The following is a 21,581-nucleotide window of genomic DNA, read 5'->3' as shown; positions in this document are numbered from 1 at the left end:
CATTATATGAAAAATATAAGACACTGACAATAATGAAGTATTGGCGGGCCTCCACGAAATGAAAGCGTTTTTCAAAATAGTATCCAGCTGATCTCGGGATATCTATTGTCAGGGCAACGACGGAAGGAGACCATCCATGAGCTTTCAAAATCCCGTTTTCATCCCGGGCCCGACCAACATCCCCGAGAGCCTGCGCAAGGCCTGCGACATGCCGACGATCGACCATCGCTCGCCGCTGTTCGGCCAGATCCTGCATCCGGCGCGCGCTGGTGTTCGCAAGGTCCTGAAAAGCGACAAGGCGGAAGTGTTCATTTTCCCCTCGACCGGAACCGGCGGCTGGGAAACCGCGCTGACCAACACCCTGTCCGCCGGTGACAAGGTCCTGGCCGCGCGCAATGGCATGTTCAGCCATCGCTGGATCGACATGTGCCAGCGGCACGGGCTGGAGGTTCACATCGTCGAGACCACCTGGGGCGAGGGCATTCCGGCGGATCGCTACGAAGAGATCCTGACCGCCGACAAGAACCACGAGATCAAGGTCGTTCTCGCCACGCATAACGAAACGGCAACCGGCGTGAAGTCGGACATCGCCGCGGTGCGCCGCGCCCTGGATGCCGCGAACCACCCGGCGATGCTGTTCGTCGACGGTGTGTCGTCGATCGCCTCGATGGATTTCCGGTTCGACGAATGGGGCGTGGACGTTGCCGTGACCGGCTCGCAGAAGGGCTTCATGCTGACCGCGGGCCTCGCCATCGTGGGTTTCTCGCCCAAGGCGATGGACGCCACCCGGACCGGCACCCTGCCCCGCACCTTCTTTGACGTCCATGACATGGCCAAGGGCTATGCCAACAACGCCTATCCCTACACGCCCGCGGTCGGCCTGCTGAACGGTCTCAACGAATCGTGCCGCATGCTGCTGGACGAAGGCCTGGAAAACGTGTTTGCCCGTCACCATCGTATCGCCGAGGGCGTGCGCGCGGCAGTGGGCGCATGGGGCCTGGATCTCTGCGCCGCCGATCCGTCCGTCTATTCCGACACGGTCAGCGCCATTCGCACGCCCGAAGGTTTCAACGCGACCGACATCGTGACCCATGCGGCAAACAATTTCGGCGTCGCCTTCGGCGTTGGTCTGGGCGAGGTCGCGGGCAAGGTGTTCCGCATCGGCCACCTCGGCAGCCTGACGGATGTCATGGCGCTGTCGGGCATCGCAACCGCGGAAATGTGCATGGCCGATCTTGGGCTTGATATCAGGCTCGGGTCCGGCGTCGCGGCGGCCCAGGAATATTACCGTGGGCATCCCTCCGCAGCACAGAAAGACGCTGCGTGATGAAGGGCACCGACATGCATATCCCTACTTACGAGGACATGCTCGAAGCTCACAAGCGGATCGAGCCGTATATCCGCCGCACGCCGGTTCGGACCTCGGACTACCTCAACGAACTGGCGGGTTGCGAGCTGTTCTTCAAATGCGAGAACTTCCAGGAGCCGGGCGCCTTCAAGGTGCGCGGCGCCTCGAACGCGGTGTTCGGGCTGGACGAGGAACAGGCCGTCCGGGGCGTGGCGACGCATTCGTCGGGCAACCACGCGTCCTGCCTGTCCTATGCGGCCATGAAGCGGGGTATTCCCTGCAACGTGGTCATGCCGCGCACCGCGCCGCAGGCCAAGAAAGACACGGTGCGGCGCTATGGCGGCGTCATTACCGAATGTGAGCCCTCGACGACCTCGCGCGAGGCAACCTTTGCCGAAGTGCAGGCGGCGACTGGCGGCGACTTCGTGCATCCCTACAACGATCCCCGCGTGATCGCCGGCCAGGGCACCTGCTCGAAGGAGTTCATCGAGCAGACCGACGGTCTCGACATGGTTGTTGCGCCGATCGGTGGTGGCGGCATGGTGTCGGGCACCTGCCTGACGCTGTCGACCCTGGCCCCGGAAACCAGGATCATTGCCGCCGAACCCGAGCAGGCGGACGATGCCTATCGCAGCTTCAAGGCCGGTCACATCATTGCCGACGATGCCCCCAAGACCATCGCCGATGGCCTTCTGGTGCCGCTCAAGGACCTGACGTGGCATTTCGTCTCGAACCATGTCACCGAGATCTACACCGCCTCCGAGCAAGAGATCATCGAGGCGATGAAGCTGACCTGGAAGCATCTTCGCGTGGTCATGGAACCCTCATCCGCCGTGCCCCTGGCGACGGTTCTCAAGAACCGGGACGCCTTCAGCGGCAAGCGCGTGGGCCTGATCATCACCGGCGGCAATGTCGATCTCGACAAGCTGCCGTGGATGACCGCGGCCTGACCCCGAACACCTTACTGAACTACCGACTGAGGAGCACGGACATGAAAGACATGACCAATCTCGACGACTTCGAAGTGGGCTTTGACATCCCGGCCAAGCCGGGCATGGACGAGGCCGACATCCAGACCCCCTGCCTCGTGCTGGACCTGGACGCGCTGGAACGCAACATCAAGAAGATGGGCGACTATGCCAGGGACCACGGCATGCGTCACCGCGCCCATGGCAAGATGCACAAATCCGTGGATGTTCTGAAACTGCAACAGGAGCTTGGCGCGGCTTGTGGCGTGTGCTGCCAGAAAGTGTCCGAAGCCGAGGTGTTCGCCCGTGGCGGGATCAAGGACGTGATGGTCTCGAACCAGGTCACCGACCCGGCCAAGATCAAGCGCCTGGCCGAAATGCCCAGGCTGGGTGCGCGTATCCTGGTCTGCGTGGACGACCCCGAAAACGTCAAGCAACTGTCGGATGCCGCCGTCGCCGCCGGAACCGAACTGGAAGCCCTGGTCGAAATCGACTGCGGCGCCGGGCGCTGCGGTGTCAGCACCACGCAGGATGTGGTGAACATCGCCAGGCTGATCGACGCCGCCCCGAACCTGAAATTCGCCGGTATCCAGGCCTATCAGGGTGCGATGCAGCACATGGATCTCTATGCGGACCGCAAGGAGAAGCTGGATATCGCGATCGCGCAGGTTGCCGATGCGGTTCAGGGCCTGAAAAGCAACGGCCTGGACTGCGACATCGTCGGCGGTGGCGGCACCGGTTCGTATTACTTCGAGAGCAACTCGGGCGTCTATAACGAGCTTCAGTGCGGTTCCTACGCGTTCATGGACGCGGATTATGGCCGCATCCTGGACAAGGACGGCAAACGCATCGACGAAGGCGAATGGGAGAACGCCCTGTTCATCCTGACCACCGTGATGAGCCATGCCAAATCGGACAAGGCGATCGTCGACGCGGGTCTCAAGGCCCAGTCGGTCGATAGCGGCCTGCCGCTCATCTACGGCCGCGATGACGTCGAATACGTCAAGTGTTCGGACGAACATGGCGTGGTGATGGATCCGAACGGCGCGCTGAAGGTCAACGACAAGCTCAAGCTGGTCCCCGGCCACTGCGATCCGACCGCCAACGTGCATGATTGGTATGTCGGTGTGCGGAACGGCAAGGTGGAATGCGTCTGGCCGGTCTCGGCGCGCGGCCACGCCTACTGACCCGGCCGATCCGAGGCAGGGAGGTCCGGCTCGGGAGGAGCCGGATAGCCGCCCGTGTGTATGCTCTCCTTCCGGCAGTGGCACACGGGCGCATGAGATAGAACGCGTTTCAGGGCTCTCTGATCCGCCTGGACCTGCGGCGCACCGTCTTCAGGGCTATCGGCGATCCATTCGGAGGCTCCTGGAACCGAACACCTGGAGAGAGACATGCTGATCGTACCTGAACGCGATATCGCCGACCTGATGACCCGCGAAGCGGCCTTTGATGCCGTCGAACAGGTCTTTGCCGCTATGGCATCCGGCGATGCCTACAATTTCCCCGTGGTTCGCGAAGCGATCGGCCATGAAGACGCTCTCTACGGCTTCAAGGGCGGGTTCGACCGGGCCGGTCTGACCCTGGGCCTGAAGGCGGGCGGCTACTGGCCGAACAATCTCGAAAAGCGCGGGTTGATCAATCACCAGTCCACCGTGTTCCTGTTCGATCCCGACACCGGCATGGTCAAGGCGATGGTCGGGGGCAACCTCCTGACCGCTCTGCGAACGGCGGCGGCCTCGTCGGTATCGATCCGGCATCTTGCCCGCGACGACGCGAAAGTCATCGGCATGGTCGGCGCGGGCCACCAGGCGACGTTCCAGCTGCGCGCCGCGCTGGAGCAGCGCAAGTTCGAAAAGGTGATCGGCTGGAACTACCACCCCGAGATGCTGCCGAATATCGAAAAGGTCGCCGCCGAGGCCGGCGTGCCGTTCGAGGCCGTCGATCTGCCCGGGATGCAAGAGGCCGACGTGATCGTCTCGATCACCTCCGCCTTCTCGCCGTCGCTGATGGCCGATCATGTCAGCCCCGGTTGCCACGTTGCCTGCATGGGCACCGACACCAAGGGCAAACAGGAGGTCGAAGCCGCGCTTCTGGCGCGCGCCACCGTCTTTACCGACGAGGTCGCTCAATCCGTCAGCATCGGCGAAGCCCAGCACGCGGTTGCCGAAGGGCTGATAGCGCAGGCCGATATCGCCCAGCTCGGTGCGGTCATCAACGGGACCAACCCGGGCCGCGTCTCGGCCGACCAGATCACCCTGTTCGACGGCACCGGCGTGGGACTTCAGGACCTGGCGGTCGCGGCGTCGGTGGTCGATCTGGCGGTCGAAAAAGGCATCGCCATCGAGGTGGATTTCTGATGACGGGCGCATCCGGTCTTTCGGGGCTCACGGGGGTTTCGGCCCTCGACGCCTGCCGGTCCTACCGCAGTTGAGACCCGGCCGGTCCTGTTCCGGCATGGCGGGGCGGCGCTCTGGTCCCTTTGTGTCCTGACCCCCGCCATGCAGCGACGATTTCGACGCCGGATTGCAGCGGCAGACCCGGTCAACGGGGCAGCGCCGGATGCGGGGGTTCGGCTGGAACGACGACGAATGGGGCTGCTCGGCCCGAATGCTTGAAATGGCGGAACGCCGCGCGGCGAGACCCTTGTGATTGGAGGAGAACGACATGGCTCTGGACGAGTCGAAAAAAGGCACCGAGCGGCAGGCCGCTCTGGATTACCACGAATTCCCCAGACCGGGAAAACTGGAAATCCGCCCGACGAAACCGATGGCAACGGCGCGCGATCTGTCGCGGGCATATTCGCCCGGGGTTGCAGACGCCTGCACCGAGATCGCCGGCGACCCCGCGCTTGCGACACGCTACACGGCCAAGCGCAACCTGGTAGCCGTCATCTCGAACGGAACGGCGGTTCTGGGCCTTGGCAACATCGGCGCCCAGGCATCGAAGCCGGTGATGGAAGGCAAGGCCGTTCTCTTCAAGAAATTCGCCGGCATCGACTGTTTTGACATCGAGGTGGACGAAGCGGACCCCGAAGCGCTGGCCGATCTCGTCTGCCGGTTGGAGCCGACCTTTGGCGCGGTCAACCTCGAAGACATCAAGGCCCCCGACTGTTTCACGGTCGAACGCATCTGCCGGGAACGCATGGGTATCCCCGTGTTTCACGACGACCAGCACGGCACCGCAATCGTTGTCGCGGCGGCGGCGCAGAACGCCTTGCAGATCGCGGGCAAGAAACCAGAAGACATCCGCGTCGTGGGCCTGGGCGCAGGTGCCGCGGGCGTCGCCTGCCTGACCATGCTGCACAAGATGGGTGTCCCGCTGGAAAACATCACCGTGTTCGATCGCTCGGGTGTCCTGCATGCCGCCCGCGAAGGGCTCGCCCCCGAACAGATGAGGTTCGCGACCGCGCAGGAGGGCACCACGCTCGAGCAGGCGCTGAAAGGCGCAGACATGTTCCTTGGCCTTTCCGGCCCCGGTGCCCTGCCCGCCGACCAGGTCCGTGCGATGGCCGACAATCCGATCATCTTTGCCCTGGCCAACCCGGTTCCGGAAATCATGCCGGAAGACGCGCGCGAGGCCTCTCCGGGTGCCATGATCGCCACGGGGCGCTCCGACTATCCGAACCAGGTCAACAACGTTCTGTGTTTCCCGTTCATTTTCCGGGGCGCGCTGGACGCCGAGGCCCGGGAAATCAACGACGCCATGAAGCTGGCCTGCGTTGACGCCATCGCCTCGCTGGCGCGGCAGACGACCTCGGCCGAGGTGGGCGAAGCCTATGAAGGCGAAAAGCTGACCTTTGGCCCGGAATACCTGATCCCGAAGCCGTTTGATCCGCGCCTGTTGCCGACGATTGCCGTTGCGGTTGCCCGGGCGGCAATCGAATCCGGCACCGCCCGCCGCACGCTGGATCTCGACGCCTACCGACAGGCGCTGGAGGCCGAGGTCTTCAAGTCCTCCATGATCATGCGTCGCGTTTTCGAGACCGCCCGCCAATCGAAACGCCGTATCGTCTTTGCGGAAGGCGAGGATGATCGCGTGCTTCGTGCGGCGCAGGCGATGGTGGAAGACGGCGTGGATACCCCGATCCTGGTCGGACGCCCCGAGGTCATCGACCAGAGGCTGGAACGCGCGGGCCTGACCATCAAGGCAAATATCGACTTCGAGATCGTGAACCCGGAAAACGACGATCGCTATCGCGACTATTGGAAGGCGTATCATGGCGTCATGCAGCGCCACGGCGTTACGCCGGACCTTGCCAAGGCGGTGATGCGCACGAACACGACCGCGATTGCCGCGACGATGGTGCATCGGGGCGACGCCGACAGCATGATCTGCGGAACGTTCGGCCAGTATCTCTGGCATCTGAACTATGTGGCGCAGATGTTGCAGACCGGCGATCTGTCCCCCGTCGGGGCGCTGTCCCTGGTCATCCTGGACGATGGGCCGCTGTTCGTGGCCGATACCCATGTGAATGTAGAGCAAACGCCGGAGACGCTGGCCGCGACGGTGCTTGCCGCTGCCCGCCATGTGCGTCGCTTCGGGCTGGAACCTCGCATCGGCCTGTGTTCCGGGTCGCAGTTCGGCAATCTCGATTGCCGGTCGGGGCGCACGATGCGGGGTGCCCTGGAAATTCTCGACGGCAAGGCGCGGGATTTCGAATACGAAGGCGAGATGCACACCGATGCGGCGCTGGATCCGGAGCTGCGCGAACGCCTGTTGCCGGGCAATCGCCTGACCGGGCGCGCAAACGTGCTGGTCTATGCGAACACGGACGCGGCGGGGGCGGCACGCAACCTGCTCAAGAGCGCCGCGGGCGGCCTGGAAGTCGGGCCGATCCTGATGGGCATGGGCAATCGCGCCCACATCGTGACGCCCGGCGTCACGCCGCGCGGCCTGCTCAACATCGCCGCTTTGGCCGGCTCGGACGTCTCGAGCTACAGCTGATCTATCAACCCGGCCGGATCTGGAGCATCCGGCCAAACCAAACCCCGACCCCAGCAGATGGGGTTCTGTTTAGAGGAGGAGTGACAAATGCCATCTGATATGACGGTCGATACCGTCGATATGGGAGCGACCCACGCGGTCGATGAAAAACTGCCCGGCGGCAAGCTTTTGACGCTGGGCCTGCAACATGTTCTGGTGATGTATGCCGGTGCCATTGCCGTTCCGCTCATCGTGGGCCGCGTCTTGCATCTCAACCCGGAACAGGTTGCGTTCCTGATCTCCGCCGACCTTTTCGTCTGCGGTCTGGTCACGATCATTCAATCGCTCGGTGCCACCAAATGGTTCGGCATCAAGCTGCCGGTCATGATGGGCGTTACCTTTGCCTCGGTCGGCCCGATGGTGGCGATCGCGGTGGCGAACCCCGGCACCGAGGGCGCGCGCATGATCTTTGGCGCGATCATGGGCGCGGGCATCATCGCGATGCTGATCGCCCCCCTTGTCAGCCGGATGCTGCGTTTTTTCCCGCCGGTCGTGACCGGGACGATCATCCTGGTGATCGGGGTGACATTGATGCGCGTCGGCATCAACTGGATCTTCGGCGTTCCGGTTGGCCCGACCGCTCCGCAGATCGTCGACCCTGCCCACGCGGACTGGCTGAACCAGGTCAAGGACCTTGGCGCGGGTGCGGTTCCGGCCATCCCCGAGGGCCTGAAGCTCGCCGCGACGGTCGACAACGTGAATTACGCCACGCCCCAGAACATGATGATATCGGCCATCGTTCTGGCGACGATCATCACCATCATGAAGTTCGCCAAGGGTTTCCTCGCCAACATTTCCGTCCTGCTCGGGATCGTCGTCGGAGCCATCGTTGCGACCGCGCTCGGGATCATGCATTTCGATCATGTCGCCTCGGCGGACTGGTTCGCGCTGATCACGCCTTTCCACTTCGGCATGCCGATCTTTGATCCGATCATGATCCTGACGATGACGCTGGTCATGATCGTTGTCATGATCGAATCCACCGGCATGTTCCTTGCGCTTGGCGACATCTGCGACAAGAAGATCGAACGCCCGTCGCTGTCGGCCGGGCTGCGCACCGATGGTCTGGGCACCCTGATCGGCGGCCTGTTCAACACCTTCCCCTACACCTCGTTCAGCCAGAATGTCGGCCTTGTCGGCGTGACCGGCATTCGATCCCGCTATGTCTGTGTGACCGGTGGCGTGATCATGATCGTCCTCGGCCTCGTGCCCAAGATGGGCGCGCTGGTTGAATCGCTGCCGGTCGCGGTCCTCGGCGGTGCCGGTCTGGTGATGTTCGGGATGGTGGCTGCAACCGGTATTCGCATCCTCAGCAACGTGGATTTCAAGGAAAACCGCTTCAACGGCCTGATCGTCGCGATAACCCTGGGTCTTGGCATGATCCCGCTGATTGCGCCGCAATACACCATGTGGTTGCCGCATTCGATCGAACCCCTGATCCATTCGGGCATTCTGCTTGCGTCCATCGCCGCGGTTGTCCTGAACGTTATCTTCAACGGCGCGAAAAACGTCGATGAGGACGAGCTGCGCGAAGCCGCTCTCCAGGCCGAAGGCGGGCACTAACCCACCGCAGGCCATCCCGCGAAGCCAACAGCCCCCCGGACGGATCCGTTCGGGGGGCTTTCGTTTGGGAAGACTGGCGTGGACAGGCGGTTCAGGACCGCAACGACCCGTTCATCCCTGTCGCGACATTGCTGCGCAATGTGTCGACAGGCCCAGAACGCAGGCCGATAGTCTGACAGCCGTCATTGCCTTTTCCGCCGCCCTTCATGGCTCCGGAAACTCGGAAAACAGCGCCCCTTGCGTGGTTTGGGCATCCTGACCTCAACCGTCCCGGCGCGGGTTTCCAAAGCTCCGAGCCGGCATCCCCCCGCCCGGCAGGTGGCTGCGCAATCGCCTGCCGGGCAGTGGTTGCGCCGGTTTACCCGTTCGGTGCCGGAACTCCCCTACAAAACGCGCATGAGGCCGTCCTTGACAGGACGGCCTCGTGAGTTGCGAGAAGGATCAATCCACGGGTGCCCTGTCATAGGCTCGACAGGGCACAGCGGATCGGGTCGCTATCTTTTCTTTGGCGGCATCAGATCCGTGATCGTGCCCTCGAACATCTCGGCGGCAAAGTTCACCGTTTCCGACAGGGTCGGGTGCGGGTGGATCGTGTGCCCCAGGTCAACCGCATCGGCGCCCATCTCGATGGCCAGCGCCACTTCGGAAATCAGGTCACCGGCATTGGTGCCGACGATACCAGCCCCGATCACGCGATCGTCTTCGGGATCGAACAGGAGCTTGGTGATCCCCTCGCTCCGACCGATCGACAGTGACCGGCCCGAGGCCGCCCACGGGAACACGCCCTTTGCATATTTGATGCCCTGCGCTTTGGCCTGCGTTTCGGTCACACCGCACCACGCCACTTCCGGGTCGGTATAGGCGACCGACGGGATCAGCTGCGCGTCGAAGAACCGCTTGTGACCGGCCGCCACTTCAGCGGCGACCTTGCCTTCGTGCACGGCCTTGTGCGCCAGCATCGGCTGGCCGACCACGTCGCCGATCGCAAAGATATGCGGCACGCCCGTGCGCTGCTGGTTGTCCACGGCGATGAAACCACGGTCATCCACGGCCACACCCGCCTTTTCGGCGTCGATCAGCTTGCCATTCGGCCTGCGGCCGACGGCGACCAGAACCTTGTCGAACGTGTCGTCAAAACTCTCGCCCTTGTCGTTCTCGAACGTGACCCTGAGACCTTTCTTCTGCGCCTCGACAGCGGTCACCCGGGTCTTGAGCCAGATGTTTTCGTATCGGCCCTCGATCCGTTTGTGGAGCGGTTTGACGATGTCCTTGTCGGCCCCCGGCATCAACTGGTCCATGAATTCCACAACCGAGACCTTCGAACCCAGCGCGTCATAGACGCAGGCCATTTCCAGCCCGATGATACCGCCGCCGAGCACCAGCATCCGTTTCGGGATGTCCGTCAGCTCCAAAGCTCCCGTCGAATCGATCACCCGCGCGTCGTCATGCGGAATGAAGGGCAGGTTCACGGGGTCCGAACCGGCCGCAATGATGCACTGGTCAAAGCTGACATTGGTCCTGCCGCCGTCACCGATCACTTCGATCATGTTCGGCCCGGTGAAGGTGCCGTAGCCTTGCACCACCTCAACCTTGCGCCCCTTGGCAAGCCCGCTCAGGCCACCGGTCAACTGTCCAACCACGCTGTTCTTGAAGTCGCGCAGCTCGTCGAGGTCGACCTTCGGCTTGCCGAAGCTGATCCCGTGCGATGACATTTCCTCGGCCTCGGTGATCACCTTGGCCACATGCAGCAGCGCCTTGGAGGGGATACAGCCGACATTCAGACACACACCGCCCAGCGACGGGTATTTCTCGATCAGAACGACCTTCCTGCCCAGGTCGGCCGCGCGGAAGGCGGCGGTGTAGCCGCCGGGGCCAGAGCCCAGGACCACCACCTCGGCATGCACATCGCCCTTGCCGGATGCGGTGCCAGATGCGGTGCCGGTTGCGGCAACGGGTTGCGGCGCTGCGGGCGCATCCTCTGCCGCCTTCGCAGCCTCGTCCGCCCCGGCCTCCGCGCCTTCGATCACCATGATCACGGTGCCTTCGGACACCGTGTCGCCTTCGGACACCTTGATCTCGGTGATCCTGCCTGCCGCAGGCGACGGCACTTCCATCGTCGCCTTGTCGGATTCCAGTTCGATCAGCGGGTCTTCTGCGCTGACCGTGTCACCCACGCCGACCAGAACGGTCACGACGGGTACGTCCTTGAAATCCCCGATATCGGGTACCTTGATATCCATCGGATCGCCCCCCTTACCACATCAACTTGCGCATATCGCCCAGCAGCGTCTTGAGCGTCACGCAGAAGCGCGCGGCCAGGGCGCCGTCGACGGCACGGTGATCATAGGACAGCGACAGCGGCTGCATCAGGCGCGGCACGAATTCCTCGCCATTCCAGACCGGGGCCATCTTCGACCGGGTCAGGCCAAGGATCGCCACTTCGGGGGCGTTCACGATCGGGGTGAAACTGGTGCCCCCGATCCCGCCCAGCGACGAGATGGTAAAGGTCGCGCCCTGCATGTCCCTGGACTTGAGGTTGCCTTCCCGTGCGGCCCCGGACAGGTCCATAAGTTCCCGGGAAATCTCGACCAGCCCCTTGCGGTCCGCATCCTTGATCACCGGAACCATCAGCCCGTTCGGCGTGTCTGCCGCAAAGCCGATATTGTAGAACGCCTTCCTGATCAGCTTGTCGCCATCGGGATGGATCGACGAGTTGAATTCCCAATGCTCTTTCAGAGCGGACACCGACGCCTTGATGACGAATGACAACAGGGTCACGCGATAGCCGTTTTCCTTGGCCATCGTGTCCATTTCCCTGCGATACCTGTCCAACTCGGTGATGTCCGCCTCGTCATTATGCGTGACATGCGGAATGTTGAGCCATGACCGATGCAGCGCGGGGCCCGAGATCTTCTTGATCCGGGGCATTTCCACGTCTTCGACCGGGCCGAATTTGGAGAAATCCACTGCCGGGATCGGCGGGATGCCCATGCCGCCCTGCGCGACCCCACCGCTGGCCGCGGCAGGCACGGTCTGGGCCTTGAGCGCCTTTTCCACGTCCTCGCGCAGGATGCGGCCCTTGCGCCCGGTGCCGTTCACCTGTGACAGATCGATCTCGACCCGACGCGCATAGGCACGCACCGACGGCGAGGCGTGGACCCGGCCGAAACCGGCATCCGTCTTTGCAGGCGCCGGGGCCGGAGCCGGCACATCGGCAGGCACTTCGGCTTTCGGCGCCTCTGCCGCGGCTGCGCCTTTCGGTTCTTCCCTGGGGGCCTCGCCCGCGCCGTCGCCTTCGAGGACGAGGATCAGTGATCCTTCCGACACGTTGTCGCCTTCCGAGACCCTGATCTCTTTCACCACGCCCGCAGCCGAGCTGGGCACTTCCATGGTCGCCTTGTCGGACTCCAATTCAACGATCGGGTCTTCTTCTGCAATCGTGTCACCGACGCTGACCAAAACGGTTACGACAGGCACGTCCGTGAAATCGCCGATGTCTGGCACTTTTACTTCGATAGTCATGATTTGTTTCTCCTGCCCGTCACTTACACCAGACGGGGGTTCGGCTTTTGGCCGTCGATGTCATATTTCCTGAGAGCGAGCTCCAGGTCCTTTCTGGTCACGCGGCCTTCCTGATAGAGGTCCACGATGGCCGCCGCCGCGATATGGTTCGCGTCCACCTCGAAGAAGCGGCGAAGGTTCACACGGCTGTCGGACCGGCCAAAGCCGTCGGTGCCCAGAACCGTGAACCGCCCCGGCACAAAGGCACGGATCTGTTCGGCGTAGTTCTTCATGTAGTCGGTCGCCGCGATGATCGGGCCTTTTGCCTGCCCGAGCTGCTGCGTCACATATGGCACCTTCGGATCGCTCAGCGGGTTCAAGCGGTTGTGACGCGCACAATCCTGGCCCTCGCGCGCCAGTTCGTTGAGCGATGTCGCCGACCAGATATCCGAGGTCACGCCGAAATCTTCCTTCAGCATCTCGGCCGCCCTGATCGCCTGGACGAGGATCGTGCCGGAGCCCAGAAGATTGACATGCTTCTTGCCCGGCTTCGCGGTTTTCCGGAACCGGTAGAGACCCTTGATGATCCCGTCTTCCGCGCCCATCGGCATCACGGGATGCTGATAGTTCTCGTTCATCAGCGTCAGGTAGAAATAGACGTCTTCCTGATCGGCAAACATGCGCTGCAACCCGTTCTGCACGATCACCGCGACCTCGTAGGAAAAGGTCGGGTCATAGCTGATGCAATTCGGGATCGTGCCGGCAAGGATGTGGCTGTGCCCGTCCTCGTGCTGCAACCCTTCGCCGTTCAGCGTGGTCCGGCCAGCGGTTCCACCCAGCATGAAGCCGCGCGCGCGGCTATCGCCTGCGGCCCAGGCCAGATCACCGATCCGCTGGAAACCGAACATCGAATAGTAGATGAAGAACGGGATCATCGGCACGCCGTGGTTGGAATACGACGTTGCCGCCGCGATCCAGTCCGCCATCGCGCCCGCTTCGTTGATGCCTTCCTGCAGAACCTGGCCGTTTTCGGATTCCCGGTAGAACATCATCTGTTCTTTGTCTTCGGGCGTGTATCGCTGGCCCAGCGGGTTGTAGATGCCGACCGACCGGAACAGGCCTTCCATCCCGAAGGTGCGGCTTTCGTCCGGCACGATCGGCACGACATGCTTGCCGACCTGCTTGTCCCGCAACAGGGTGGTCAGGATCCGCACGAACGCCATCGTGGTCGAGATTTCGCGCTCGCCGGTCGATTCGAGCTGACCTTTGAACCGGTCCAATGCCGGGATTTCCAGCTTGGGTGCGTCGCGCCAATCCCGCTTTGGGAAATCGCCACCCAGGTCTTTGCGGCGGTCGGCCAGATAGGCCTTCTGCGCGTTGTTCAGGCTGACGAACGGAATGTCCTTTTCCAGCTCTTCATCGGTCACGGGGATCTGGAACCGGTCCCGCATCGCCTTGAGCTGATCCAGTTGCAGCTTCTTTTGCTGGTGCGAGGTGTTCATACCTTCTCCGCCAGAGCCCATCCCGTATCCCTTGACGGTTTTCACCAGCAGACAGGTCGGGCTGCCCTTGGCCCGGGTCGCGCGCAGGAAGGCGTTATAGACCTTCTGGGGATCGTGACCGCCGCGCCGCAGCGCCCAGATCTGCTCATCCGTCCAGTCCTCGACCAGTGCCGCCGTCTCCGGATAGGTCCCGAAGAAATGCTTGCGGATATAGGCACCATCCTTGGATTTGAACGTCTGGTAGTCGCCATCGACGGTTTCATCCATCAACTGACGCAGCTTGCCGGAGGTGTCGCGCTCGAGCAGGTCGTCCCAGCCCTTGCCCCAGAGCAGCTTGATGACGTCCCAGCCCGCACCGCGGAAACCGCCTTCAAGCTCCTGCACGATCTTGCCATTGCCGCGAACCGGGCCATCCAGGCGCTGCAGGTTGCAATTCACGACGAAAATCAGGTTGTCGAGCCCCTCACGTTTGGCGAGGTCGATGGCGCCCCGGCTTTCGGGCTCGTCCATCTCGCCATCGCCGAGGAAACACCAGACCTTGCGGTCGGCGGCATCGATCAGACCCCGGTTGTGCATGTATTTCATGAACCGCGCCTGATAGATCGCCATCAGCGGCCCGAGCCCCATCGAGACGGTGGGGAACTGCCAGTAATCGGGCATCAACCACGGGTGCGGATAAGAACTCAGTCCGCCGCCATTCACCTCCGAACGGAACGCTTCGAGCTGCTCGGTGCTGATGCGGCCTTCCATGAAGGACCGCGCATAGATGCCCGGGATCACATGGCCCTGAAAGAACACCAGGTCGCCACCATGGATCGCCGATTTCGAGCGCCAGAAATGGTTGAGGCCGATATCATAGAGCGCGGCAGACGATGCGAAGGACGCGATATGCCCGCCATATTCGCTGCTGACCTTGTTGCGTTTCACGACGGTCGCCATCGCGTTCCAGCGGTTGATGGTCCGGATGCGCCATTCCATTTCCGTGTCGCCGGGGATGTCGACTTCGTCATCCGGCGCGATGGTGTTCTGATACGGCGTCGTCGCCGAGAACGGCAGGTTGGCACCGGCGGCCCGTGCTTGCTGGACGGCCTTGTCGAGTAGCTGATGGGCTCGGTTCGCACCGTCGCGTTCGATGACATCGGCGATGGCATCCTGCCATTCCTGGCTTTCGATCGGATCTATGTCCGCGTGGTCGTTGGGCATGGTTGGTCGCTCCCGCGTCGCAGGTTGAGGGGATTTCGGTGAGGAATTGCTGTTTGTGGTGATCCCGGAAAACGGGAGGGTGGCATCAGTAATCTATGGCAAGGGCGGCACCTCTCTGGATGCCGCCCCTGGTGGCATCAGACGTGGTCGTCCTGCGGCAGCGAGCCGTGGCCGTGACCGGCCATGCCGCCCGAAACCTCCTCGGTGGCTTCGTCCGCAAGCTCCTCGGGCAGGATCAGGTTCAGCGCGATCGCGATCAGGGCCGCGGGCAGAAGGCCCGATGTCAGCAGGATACGCGCCGTGTCGGGCATGTGCTGCAGGGCGCCCGGTTCGAGCTGCAGCCCCAGCCCGATCGACAGGGCGATGGCGAAGATCACCATGTTGCGACGGTTCCAGTTCACGTCCGACAGCATCGAGATACCGGCCGCGACCACCATGCCGAACATGACGATCACGCCGCCGCCCAGCACTTCGATCGGAACGGTGCGGATCACGCCGCCCACTTTCGGGACCAGTCCGCAGATGATCAGGAAGATCGCGCCGCAGGTGACGACGTGGCGGCTCATCACGCCGGTCATGGCGATCAGGCCCACGTTCTGGCTGAACGAGGTGTTCGGGAAGGCGCCAAAGCAACCGGCCAGCGCGGTGCCCAGACCATCGGCATAGGTCGCGCCCTGGATTTCCGTGTCGGTGGCTTCGCGGCCGGCGCCACCCTTGGTGATCCCCGACACGTCGCCAACCGTTTCGATCGCCGAGATGAAGGCCATCAGGCAGAAGCCGATGACGGCGGCGGCGGAGAACTCGAACCCGTATTTGAACGGCTGCGGCAGGGCGAAGGCCGCCGAGCGTTCCCAGGACCCGGTGATCGCGTCAACCGACAGGATGCCGACGAAGATCGCATAGACGTAGCCGACGATCAGGCCGATCAGCACCGCCGAGATCGACACCATGCCCTTGGTAAAGAATTTCAGGCCCAGCGTGACGAGGATCACGACCAGGGCGGCCGACCAGTTCAGAAGCGAGCCATATTCCGGCGTGCCGATCGCGGGGACGCCGCCGGCGGCATACTGGATGCCCACCTTCACCAGCGCCAGGCCGATCATGGTCACGACCAGGCCCGTCACAAGCGGCGGCAGGGCAAAGCGGATCTTGCCGATGAACATGCCGATACAGGCATGGAACAGGCCGCCAATGATGACACCGCCAAACAGCGCGGCGAGCGCGTCAACGCCCTTGCCCGCAACCAGCGGGATCATGATCGGCAGGAACGCAAAGGATGTCCCCTGCACGATCGGAAGCGCCGCGCCAACCGGACCCAGCGTGACCGTCTGCAGGAGCGTCGCGACACCCGCGAACAGCATCGACATCTGGATCAGGTAGAGCAGCTCGGGAAAGTCCGGGCTGTTCGATCCAAAGCCGAACCCCGCCGCCCCCGCAACGATGATCGCTGGTGTTACGTTCGACACGAACATCGCCAGAACGTGCTGGATCCCCAGCGGCACCGCCTTGTGCAGCGATGGAGTGTAGTTTGGATCGCGGAGCTGCTCCGGCGTTCCTATGGATACATCTGCCATGGTTTATTGTTCCTCCCCTGTTGATGCCAAAGCCGGCTCCTCTTTCCGACAAGTTATGTTTCAGCGTTCGATGACAAACGGTTCGTCGAACCAATGTTCTTCGAGGTTGGGCCCATCGGTGACACGGTCGACGACCATGAACAGGCCGGGATCGGACAGCGGGCACAGAACGCCGTGCCAGACGTTCCGACCGATGTTCACGCCCTGGCCCGCCCCGGCGATGAAGGCGCGTGGCGCGTGCGGGGCGCCGTCCCTGTCCTCGGCCAGCACGACCAGATATTCGCCTTCCTGCATCGGCAGAAAAGCCTGGCTGCCATGCGGGTGGCGTTCCATCATTTCCATCCTGAACGGCATGGCGAAGGAATCGGATTTGAAGACGCTGATTCCGGCGTCTCCCGCGATGTCCAGGGTTGCCCGGTCATGGAACCGGCCGCAAAGCCCCTGGTTGATGAGCTTGTCCGGCGTGCCCGAGGCTTCGACCAGTTCGGCAAGCCCCGCGATGGCATCGCTGCTGATGGGTGCGGCTTTCAGCGTCCGGCTCATGATGCGAACTTCTCGATCAGGCGCAGCTCCGCGATACGTTCGACCTGTCGGCAGGCCTCTGCAAACTCGGTGTCACGGTCGTTCCCGATGCGGCGCTGAAAGGCCTCGAGGATGCCGGGCTTTGTGTTGTCCTTGACCGCGATGATGAAGGGAAAGCCGTGGCGTTCGACATACTCGGCGTTCAGCTTCTGGAAGGTCTCGCGTTCCTCGTCGGTCAGCATGTCGAGCCCCGCGCCGGCCTGTTCAGCGGTCGATTCCGCGGTCAGGCGCCCGGCCGCGGCCAGTTTTCCGGCCAGGTCGGGATGCGCGGTCAGCACGCCCAGGCGTTGCTCTTCTGACGCGGTGCGGAACACGCGGGCCAGGGCGTTATGGACGCCGGCCGCGTTGTCATGGGTCGGGCCAAGCTCCAGATCAAAGGCGCCTTCGGCAATCCAGGGGCTGTGCTCGAAGATGCCGCCGAACTCGGAAACGAACGTCGCCTTGTCCATTGTCGAGGGCGTCAGGCCGGATACCGGCGGATGCTGTTTCGCCCAGTGATCGGCGATCTGTTCACGGGTGGCGAACCATACGCCATCATGCTTCATGAAATGTTCGAGCACGCGCTTGAGCGCCATGGCCCGGCCAGGCCGCCCGATGAGGCGGCAATGCAGGCCGATGGACAGCATCTTGGGCGCGCCCGCCTGCCCTTCGGCGTAGAGCATGTCGAAACTGTCCTTGAGATAGCTTTCGAACTGGTCGCCGCTGGTATATCCAGCCTGGATTGCAAACCGCATGTCGTTGCAATCCATCGTGTATGGCATGATCAGCTGATCCTTGCCGCCGGCCTTGACCCAATAGGGCAGATCGTCGGCATAGCTGTCGGCGATATAGGCAAAATTGCCCTCCTCGGCTGCGAGATCGACCGTGTTCATCGAACACCGCCCAGTATACCAGCCGCGGGGCGCGGTTCCTACAACTTCGGTATGCAGGCGGATCGCCTCGCGGATCTGGGCGCGTTCCTCCTCCGCGCTCATGTCCTTGTGCTCGATCCATTTCAGCCCGTGGCTGGCAATCTCCCAGCCTGCGTCTTTCATGGCCTTGAGCTGCTGCGGCGCACGGGCCAGCGCGGTCGTGACACCGTAGACCGTGATCGGCGTATCCCTGAGCAGGCTGTGCACGCGCCAGAACCCCGCGCGGCTGCCATACTCATAGATCGATTCCATGTTCCAATGCCGTTGACCCGGCCAGGGGGCGGCGCCGGTGATTTCCGACAGGAACGCCTCTGACGCGGCATCGCCGTGCAGGATGTTGTTTTCACCGCCCTCTTCATAGTTCAGAACGATCTGAACGGCAATCTTTGCACCGTTCGGCCAATTTGCCGCGGGTGCCTGGCTGCCATAGCCGGTCATGTCTCTGGGGTAACGTGTCACGCAGATGTTCCTTCTTCTCGAGCACTGAATAAACCAGAAAATGCCAGATGTTTTTCAAAAAAAATAGAAAGGAGCCTTCTGTCAGACCGGCTTTGTCACCCGAAGGGCTTTCGGCATAGATACGCCAAACGTATCAGGAGGCGCTCAAAATGACCGGATATCTCACGACCCATGTCCTCGACACCGCACGGGGATGCCCCGCCGAGGGGCTCAGGATCGAATTGTTCCGCATCGAAGGGTCTGACCGGACGCTCCTCAAGACGCTTGCGACGAATGATGACGGCCGGACGGACGAACAGATCCTGCCCGAGGCGGAGTTTGCAACCGGCGAATATGAACTCGTGTTCCACGCCGGCGCATATCTCGATGCAACCGGCACCCCGCCCGAAGATCCCCGTTTTCTTGACATCATCCCGATCCGCTTCGGCATGTCCGAGCCGCTGCATTACCATGTGCCCCTGCTGCTCTCGCCGTTCGGGTATTCGACATACCGGGGCAGCTGAGGCCTCAGCTCCGCTGATCGGTCGCCTTGATAATCGCGGCGACCCGATCGATCATGAATTCCATGAACAATCGCGTCTTGGGGTCCTGTCTCCTGCGATGCGTGAACAGGCAGGCCATCTGGATGGGTTCCGGCGGCGTTTTCCCGGCGACCGGCACCAACGTGCCCGCCCTCAGATGGTCGGCGATTTCATAGACGGGCTTCATCGCCACACCATGCCCGGCGAGCGCCCAGTCTGTCAGGACATCCCCGTCATCGGATTCGTAACGCCCGGAGACGCGAAAGCGCTTTGGGCCGGCCGGGGTGGTCAGCAACCACTGGAATTCGGTGGCGCCCGGGAACCGCAGCGACAGGCATTCATGCCCGTCCGAGACAAGGTCACTGCCACTTTCCGGCATCCCACGGCGTTCGACATAATCCGGCGACGCGCACAGGATGCGTTCGACATCGGCAATCTTGCGGATACGAAGATTGCTGTCTTCGGGCTGCCCCAGGAAAAAGGCGAGATCCAGGCCTTCGGTGGTCAGGTCAACCTTCCGGTCCGTCAGTCGCAACCGCACATTGACCTCGGGATATTCCTTCAGAAAATCCGGAACCTGCGGCGCGATCAGGCGGCGTCCAACGCCCAGCGGCGCCGCGACATATAGCGAGCCCTTCAGGTTCTCGGTGATATTCACGATCTGCGCTTCCGCACTCTCGACCGCCTCCAGAATGTCGGTCGCCCCCCGGTAGAAGGACTTTCCCTGTTCGGTCGGTGTCAGGCTGCGCGTCGTTCTCTGGAACAGCCTGACGCCAAGATGCTCTTCCAGTTGCGAAATCCGCGACGATGTCACGGCCGGAGAAACCCGCAGATCACGGCCCGCGGCCGACATGCTGCCCAGTTCATAGACACGGACAAAGGTGCGGATATTGTCGAAATAGGACATTATTCCGATTTTTTTGATGCTGCTTGATCTTTCACAGCAATACCAGAACAAAGCCGTCTCGCCTAGAGTGCACTGGAATTCGAATCTTGGGAGGCAGGCCATGTATGACTTGGCAATCGTTTGGGACTGGATCGCGTTTTCCGTCCGCTGGCTGCATGTGATCACCGCGATGGCGTGGATCGGTGCATCGTTCTACTTCATCGCGCTCGACCTGATGCTGAAACCGAATGAAGCCCTGCCCGAAGGCGCCTATGGCGAGGAATGGGAAGTGCATGGCGGCGGGTTCTACCACACGGTCAAATACCTGGTTGCCCCGGCCCGGATGCCCGAGCACCTGACCTGGCACAAATGGCAAAGCTACTCGACCTGGCTCTCCGGTGCCGCGCTGCTGATGATCGTCTATTGGGTGGGCGGAGAACTGTTCCTGCTGGACCCGACCAGGGCCGAGCTTTCCCTGTGGCAGGGCATCCTGATTTCGGGCGGCTCCCTGACCATCGGCTGGCTGCTCTATGACGCGATGTGCAAGTCCCGACTGGCCGACACCCCGACGGTTCTGATGCTGCTTTTGTTCGTCATCCTCGTGATCATGTCCTGGGGCTACAACCAGATCTTCACCGGCCGCGCCGCGCTGCTGCATCTCGGCGCCTTCACGGCAACGATCATGACCGCGAACGTGTTCTTCCAGATCATGCCGAACCAGCGGATCGTCGTCGAAGACCTGAAGGCGGGACGCACGCCCGACGCCAAATACGGCAAGATTGCCAAGGTCCGTTCGACCCACAACAACTACCTGACGCTGCCGGTCGTGTTCCTGATGCTGTCCAACCACTATCCGCTGGCCTTCGGGACCGAATACAGCTGGATCATTGCCAGCCTGATCTTCCTGACGGGCGTCACCATTCGCCACTACTTCAACACCATGCACAAGACCGGAACCGGTCCGCACTGGACCTGGGCGGTCACGGTTCTGCTCATGGTCCTGATCGCCTGGCTGTCGACGGTGAAGACAGGCGACACCTGGGAAGAAGCCGAAGCCCGTGAGTTGACCGCCTACGAGCAGAAATACGCCTCGGCGGCGGGATTTGAGGATGCCTATGACACCGTCACGGGCAACTGCTCGATGTGTCACGCGCGCGAGCCCGCCTGGGGCAATATGCAGTGGGCGCCCAAAGGCGTTTATCTCGAGACCCCCGGAGACGTTGCCCGACATGCCGACCAAATCTATCTGCAAGCCGGATTGAGCCACGCCATGCCGCCCCCGAACGCGATCCAGATGGATGAGGAAGCGCGGCAGACCATCGTCGCCTGGGTGCGCGAAGTCCGCGATCAATAAACGCGTTCGGTCGGGGTTGGCAGCATCGGGTGAGAGCGTCACAAGCCGTTCTCTGCCCAGACCGACTGCAGCTGTCCCCCGCCTTGTCGTCCGCTCGGAACGGCAGATCCACCGACCCTACGCCACGAACTGCCGGTTGCCGACCTCCGCTTCTGCGCCTCGGCCGCGATGAACGGGGCGTATTTTGCCACACGGCGGCTCAGGGCAGCGTGGTCGATTTGCA

At 62.5% G+C, this 21,581-nt stretch carries 15 protein-coding genes; 8 read left to right on the top strand and 7 right to left on the bottom strand.

What is annotated here, in order from left to right:
- Window positions 1–136 precede the first annotated feature (136 nt).
- The 6 genes from bhcA to C6Y53_RS14095 all read left to right on the top strand — a co-directional run bounded on the left by bhcA (window position 137) and on the right by C6Y53_RS14095 (window position 8,865).
- Window positions 137–1,327 carry an L-aspartate--glyoxylate aminotransferase BhcA gene (gene bhcA, locus C6Y53_RS14120; protein ID WP_106473008.1) on the top strand — a complete coding sequence of 397 codons (1,191 nt, stop codon included), beginning with the start codon at window positions 137–139 and terminating at the stop codon, window positions 1,325–1,327.
- Complete coding sequence (gene bhcB, locus C6Y53_RS14115) at window positions 1,327–2,298, top strand: beta-hydroxyaspartate dehydratase BhcB (RefSeq protein WP_106473007.1); 972 nt, start codon at window positions 1,327–1,329, stop codon at window positions 2,296–2,298. The genes bhcA and bhcB overlap by 1 nt, the downstream gene beginning before the upstream one ends.
- A 41-nt stretch (window positions 2,299–2,339) precedes the next feature.
- Window positions 2,340–3,503: a 3-hydroxy-D-aspartate aldolase BhcC gene (bhcC, locus tag C6Y53_RS14110; RefSeq protein WP_106474119.1), complete on the top strand. Its 1,164-nt coding sequence runs from the start codon at window positions 2,340–2,342 to the stop codon at window positions 3,501–3,503.
- A 207-nt stretch (window positions 3,504–3,710) separates the two neighbouring features.
- A complete protein-coding gene (bhcD, locus tag C6Y53_RS14105) occupies window positions 3,711–4,676 on the top strand; it encodes an iminosuccinate reductase BhcD (RefSeq protein WP_106473006.1) in 966 nt (321 codons plus the stop codon).
- Window positions 4,677–4,983: 307 nt separating this feature from the next.
- Complete coding sequence (locus tag C6Y53_RS14100; protein WP_106474118.1) at window positions 4,984–7,263, top strand: NADP-dependent malic enzyme; 2,280 nt, start codon at window positions 4,984–4,986, stop codon at window positions 7,261–7,263.
- An 87-nt stretch (window positions 7,264–7,350) separates the two neighbouring features.
- Window positions 7,351–8,865: a nucleobase:cation symporter-2 family protein gene (locus tag C6Y53_RS14095; RefSeq protein WP_244614844.1), complete on the top strand. Its 1,515-nt coding sequence runs from the start codon at window positions 7,351–7,353 to the stop codon at window positions 8,863–8,865.
- 494 nt (window positions 8,866–9,359) lie between these two features.
- On the opposite strand, the gene lpdA is transcribed toward C6Y53_RS14095, so the two are convergent.
- The 6 genes from lpdA to puuE all read right to left on the bottom strand — a co-directional run bounded on the left by lpdA (window position 9,360) and on the right by puuE (window position 18,597).
- Window positions 9,360–11,105, bottom strand: a complete 1,746-nt coding sequence (gene lpdA / locus C6Y53_RS14090) for a dihydrolipoyl dehydrogenase (protein WP_106473004.1) — start codon at window positions 11,103–11,105, stop codon at window positions 9,360–9,362.
- Window positions 11,106–11,118: 13 nt separating this feature from the next.
- A complete protein-coding gene (gene aceF, locus C6Y53_RS14085; RefSeq protein WP_106473003.1) occupies window positions 11,119–12,387 on the bottom strand; it encodes a dihydrolipoyllysine-residue acetyltransferase in 1,269 nt (422 codons plus the stop codon).
- 23 nt (window positions 12,388–12,410) lie between these two features.
- The gene (gene aceE, locus C6Y53_RS14080) at window positions 12,411–15,071 is read right to left on the bottom strand and encodes a pyruvate dehydrogenase (acetyl-transferring), homodimeric type (protein WP_106473002.1); all 2,661 of its coding nucleotides are present in this window, start codon (window positions 15,069–15,071) and stop codon (window positions 12,411–12,413) included.
- 137 nt (window positions 15,072–15,208) lie between these two features.
- Complete coding sequence (locus C6Y53_RS14075) at window positions 15,209–16,645, bottom strand: uracil-xanthine permease family protein (RefSeq protein WP_106473001.1); 1,437 nt, start codon at window positions 16,643–16,645, stop codon at window positions 15,209–15,211.
- A gap of 60 nt (window positions 16,646–16,705) precedes the next feature.
- Entirely contained in the window at window positions 16,706–17,188 is a 483-nt protein-coding gene (locus C6Y53_RS14070; RefSeq protein WP_106473000.1) for an ureidoglycolate lyase, read from the bottom strand.
- Complete coding sequence (puuE, locus tag C6Y53_RS14065; RefSeq protein WP_106472999.1) at window positions 17,185–18,597, bottom strand: allantoinase PuuE; 1,413 nt, start codon at window positions 18,595–18,597, stop codon at window positions 17,185–17,187. Before puuE ends, C6Y53_RS14070 begins: the two co-directional genes overlap by 4 nt.
- Window positions 18,598–18,746: 149 nt before the next feature.
- Here puuE and uraH point away from each other — a divergent pair, with 149 nt between their 5' ends.
- The gene (gene uraH, locus C6Y53_RS14060) at window positions 18,747–19,100 is read left to right on the top strand and encodes a hydroxyisourate hydrolase (protein ID WP_106472998.1); all 354 of its coding nucleotides are present in this window, start codon (window positions 18,747–18,749) and stop codon (window positions 19,098–19,100) included.
- Between the two features lie 4 nt (window positions 19,101–19,104).
- On the opposite strand, the gene C6Y53_RS14055 is transcribed toward uraH, so the two are convergent.
- Entirely contained in the window at window positions 19,105–20,025 is a 921-nt protein-coding gene (locus C6Y53_RS14055; protein ID WP_106472997.1) for a LysR family transcriptional regulator, read from the bottom strand.
- A gap of 100 nt (window positions 20,026–20,125) precedes the next feature.
- On the opposite strand from C6Y53_RS14055, the gene C6Y53_RS14050 reads away from it, so the two are divergent.
- Entirely contained in the window at window positions 20,126–21,358 is a 1,233-nt protein-coding gene (locus C6Y53_RS14050) for a urate hydroxylase PuuD (RefSeq protein ID WP_106472996.1), read from the top strand.
- Window positions 21,359–21,581: the final 223 nt, after the last annotated feature.

Source organism: Pukyongiella litopenaei (assembly GCF_003008555.2).
Taxonomy (GTDB): Bacteria; Pseudomonadota; Alphaproteobacteria; order Rhodobacterales; family Rhodobacteraceae; genus Pukyongiella; species Pukyongiella litopenaei.
Note: the sequence above shows the minus strand (reverse complement) of the source record. Positions and strands in the feature narration are given on the sequence as shown.

What these genes read in the sequence shown, in the direction of transcription:
- bhcA (WP_106473008.1), top strand. Translation starts at nt 137, where the DNA reads ATGAGCTTTCAAAATCCCGTTTTCATCCCGGGCCCGACCAACATCCCC.
- C6Y53_RS14050 (WP_106472996.1), top strand. Translation starts at nt 20,126, where the DNA reads ATGTATGACTTGGCAATCGTTTGGGACTGGATCGCGTTTTCCGTCCGC.
- bhcB (WP_106473007.1), top strand. Translation starts at nt 1,327, where the DNA reads ATGAAGGGCACCGACATGCATATCCCTACTTACGAGGACATGCTCGAA.
- aceF (WP_106473003.1), bottom strand. Translation starts at nt 12,387, where the DNA reads ATGACTATCGAAGTAAAAGTGCCAGACATCGGCGATTTCACGGACGTG.
- bhcD (WP_106473006.1), top strand. Translation starts at nt 3,711, where the DNA reads ATGCTGATCGTACCTGAACGCGATATCGCCGACCTGATGACCCGCGAA.
- uraH (WP_106472998.1), top strand. Translation starts at nt 18,747, where the DNA reads ATGACCGGATATCTCACGACCCATGTCCTCGACACCGCACGGGGATGC.
- C6Y53_RS14070 (WP_106473000.1), bottom strand. Translation starts at nt 17,188, where the DNA reads ATGAGCCGGACGCTGAAAGCCGCACCCATCAGCAGCGATGCCATCGCG.
- C6Y53_RS14095 (WP_244614844.1), top strand. Translation starts at nt 7,351, where the DNA reads ATGCCATCTGATATGACGGTCGATACCGTCGATATGGGAGCGACCCAC.
- C6Y53_RS14075 (WP_106473001.1), bottom strand. Translation starts at nt 16,645, where the DNA reads ATGGCAGATGTATCCATAGGAACGCCGGAGCAGCTCCGCGATCCAAAC.
- aceE (WP_106473002.1), bottom strand. Translation starts at nt 15,071, where the DNA reads ATGCCCAACGACCACGCGGACATAGATCCGATCGAAAGCCAGGAATGG.
- C6Y53_RS14055 (WP_106472997.1), bottom strand. Translation starts at nt 20,025, where the DNA reads ATGTCCTATTTCGACAATATCCGCACCTTTGTCCGTGTCTATGAACTG.
- lpdA (WP_106473004.1), bottom strand. Translation starts at nt 11,105, where the DNA reads ATGGATATCAAGGTACCCGATATCGGGGATTTCAAGGACGTACCCGTC.
- C6Y53_RS14100 (WP_106474118.1), top strand. Translation starts at nt 4,984, where the DNA reads ATGGCTCTGGACGAGTCGAAAAAAGGCACCGAGCGGCAGGCCGCTCTG.
- bhcC (WP_106474119.1), top strand. Translation starts at nt 2,340, where the DNA reads ATGAAAGACATGACCAATCTCGACGACTTCGAAGTGGGCTTTGACATC.